The sequence below is a fragment of the Microbacterium sp. genome, assembly GCF_047971895.1.
Taxonomy (GTDB): domain Bacteria; phylum Actinomycetota; class Actinomycetes; order Actinomycetales; family Microbacteriaceae; genus Microbacterium.
Genome location: NZ_JBKEAF010000046.1, coordinates 1 through 1,751, shown reverse-complemented (window position 1 = coordinate 1,751; position 1,751 = coordinate 1). Strand labels below are relative to the sequence as shown.

Below are 1,751 nucleotides of genomic sequence, written 5' to 3'. Positions count from 1 at the left end.
CGTGCAGGTGCTGGCACTGGATCGTCACGGCAAGGCGGCGGGCACCGCGGCATCCGTCATCGGCGCCGTCAACTTCGGCGTCGCGGGCCTCGTCACGCCGCTCGTCGGTGCGCTCGCGGAAGGGTCCGAGATCACCGCGACCACGATGGCGTCGGTCATGGTCGGCTGCGCCGTGATCGCCGTGCTGTCGCTGTGGCTCGTGGTGCGACCGCGCACCGTGGAGCGCCTCGCGCCCTGATCGGGCCGGTGGGGCACAATGGGGCGATGGCTGCCCGCGTGACCGATGAAGAGATCTCGATCGGGCTGCGGTGCGCCGTCGTCGGTGTGGCGCTCGTGCTCGCGGCCACCCTCCTGGGTGTGCTCATCGCACTCGAAGCCGACCCGATCGACGTCGACGTGTGGTGGAACGGGTTCGTCGGCCTGTTCGCACCGGTGCTCAGCGACATCTCGCTGTTCATGAACTTCGTCGGCGGCGGGTGGTTCGCCACCTACGTCGTGCCGCTGGCGGGTGCCGCCCTGCTCGTCCTGATCCGCCGCCCCTGGTCAGGGCTCATGTTCGTGGTCGCGTCGGCGCTCAGCGCCGCGGCCGTGCAGGTGCTCAAGACGATCTTCGGTCGAGCGCGCCCCGAAGACATGCTCGTCATCAGCGACCACGGGTCATTCCCGTCGGGGCATACGGCCAACGCGGCGACGATCGCAGCCCTCGCGGTGCTGCTTTTCCCGCGCGTGTGGGTCGCGATCGTCGGTGCCGCATGGACGCTCCTGATGGCCTTCAGCCGCACGCAGGTCCACGCGCACTGGTTCAGCGACACGGTCGGCGGCACGCTCGTCGGCATCGGCATGGCGCTCGTGGTCGCCGGCGCGTTCACGGTGCCCCTCATCCGCGAACGCGAACGCACGCTGCTGCCGGCGCGTGCGCCCGAGGACGCGGAGTGACGCGGTCGCACCGGCGCGGCATCTACGTCGAGACCTTCATCCGCGCCGATCTGGATGCCGTCTGGACGGCGACGCAGGACCCGCTGCAGCACGTGCGGTGGGACGTGCGGTTCTCGCGCATCGTGCCGGCGGGCGCGACGGATGCCGGGGCGACCCGCTTCACGTACGAACGGCGCTCTCCGGTGCATACCGTGACCGGCACGGGCGTCAGCATCGGCGAGACCTCGCGCCCCGACGGCACGCGCACCTCGGCGCTGCGGTTCGACACTGACGACCGGCTCAGCCCGCTGCGTGCGGGACGGGGCTATTGGCGCTACACGCCCGAGCCCGGCGGGGTGCGCTTCGTCACCGGCTACGACTACGCGCCGGGGTGGGGGCCGCTGGACCTGATCGTGCGCCCGCTGGTGGGCTGGGCGACCGCCTGGAGTTTCGACCGGCTGCGCATCTGGCTCGAGACCGGCACGCCACCCGAGGAGTGGCCGTTGCACAGTGTGCTGTGGGTGTGGCGGCGTGACCGACCGCGCGCCGGGCGGTGCCGCCGGGCACCACGTGGCGGCCGTCGCCGTGATGATCACCTGCGGGACGCGCCCGCCACCCTCGCGACGCTGGCGGATCCGGCATGACGTCGATCTTCGAACAGGCCATGGGGTCAGACCGGTTCGGGCGCCTGCATCCGATGTTGCAGCGGCGCTTCGGCGTGCGCCTCGGTGGCGAATCGTGCACCGGCCGCGGTGTGATGGCGCAGATCCGACGCGGGCCGTGGTGGACCGTGCCGTGTCTGCAGATCGGGCGCCTGCGCAACATCCTGGTGCCGG

At 71.6% G+C, this 1,751-nt stretch carries 3 protein-coding genes and 1 pseudogene; all 4 read left to right on the top strand.

Translation table 11 applies throughout. The annotated features are described in order from the left end of the window. Positions 1–238: pseudogene (locus ACK5IN_RS04245) on the top strand (Bcr/CflA family drug resistance efflux transporter); the annotation flags it as partial. Between the two features lie 26 nt (positions 239–264). After that, positions 265–936, top strand: a complete 672-nt coding sequence (locus ACK5IN_RS04240) for a phosphatase PAP2 family protein (RefSeq protein ID WP_416894970.1) — start codon at positions 265–267, stop codon at positions 934–936. Beyond that, the gene (locus ACK5IN_RS04235; protein WP_416894969.1) at positions 933–1,559 is read left to right on the top strand and encodes an SRPBCC family protein; all 627 of its coding nucleotides are present in this window, start codon (positions 933–935) and stop codon (positions 1,557–1,559) included. The genes ACK5IN_RS04240 and ACK5IN_RS04235 overlap by 4 nt, the downstream gene beginning before the upstream one ends. Further along, positions 1,556–1,751: DUF4166 domain-containing protein (locus tag ACK5IN_RS04230; protein WP_416894968.1), on the top strand; the 196-nt coding region annotated here is incomplete at its 3' end. The genes ACK5IN_RS04235 and ACK5IN_RS04230, both read left to right, overlap by 4 nt.

What these genes read in the sequence shown, in the direction of transcription:
- ACK5IN_RS04240 (WP_416894970.1), top strand. Translation starts at nt 265, where the DNA reads ATGGCTGCCCGCGTGACCGATGAAGAGATCTCGATCGGGCTGCGGTGC.